The organism is Variovorax sp. E3 (assembly GCF_016082275.1).
In the GTDB taxonomy this organism is placed as follows: Bacteria; Pseudomonadota; Gammaproteobacteria; order Burkholderiales; family Burkholderiaceae_C; genus Variovorax.
The window spans coordinates 1-571 of the sequence record NZ_MOWM01000379.1 but is presented as its reverse complement, the minus strand read 5'-3'; the positions used below and the strand labels follow the sequence as shown (position 1 = coordinate 571).

The 571-nt window shown below is 73.7% G+C and carries 2 pseudogenes; both read left to right on the top strand.

Features of this window, described 5'->3' with window-relative positions:
* Window positions 1-308 (top strand): annotated as a pseudogene (locus tag BMG07_RS40970) (hypothetical protein); the annotation flags it as partial.
* A pseudogene (locus tag BMG07_RS40965) lies at window positions 277-571 on the top strand (DNA polymerase Y family protein); the annotation flags it as partial. The pseudogenes BMG07_RS40970 and BMG07_RS40965, both read left to right, overlap by 32 nt.

Genomic DNA, 571 nt, shown 5'->3' with positions numbered 1-571 from the left:
CGGTCGCGCTGTCGGCCTCGCCCGCGCGGCTGCGCATTCGCGCCGATCGCTGCGAGGCCGACGCGTCGCAGATCGAGCTGCACATCCTCAAGCGCCGCGGGCCGCCGCTGTCGACGCCGGTGATGCTGCCCGCGCGCAACGCGCGCATGGCCGCGCTGCTGGCCGCCGCCCGGCTGCGTCGCAAGCTGCGGCTGCAGCAGCAGGGCACCGAGCTTGCCGGCGAAACGGCAACCTCGGCCAAGGTGGTGCGCATCGATGCGTGGAAAGGAGGCCCCGGTGCACTGGATCGCCTTGCAGTGGTCGATTGACGTCGACACCCTTGACGCCGCGGTGCTGCCCACGCCCGAGGCCCTCGGCTGGTGGGCGCTGCACTACACGCCCCACGTCGCCTGGCAGGACGAGGCGCTGATGCTTGAAGTCTCGGCCTGCGAGCGCCTGTGGGGCGGGCGGCTCACGCTGATGCGCCTGCTGCTCGCCGCCAACCCCGTGCCCGATGCCCGCATGCGCGGCGCGCAGGGCGCCACGGCCCTGGTCGCGCTGGCGCGGCTGCGGCTGTTCGAGCGCAACGAAG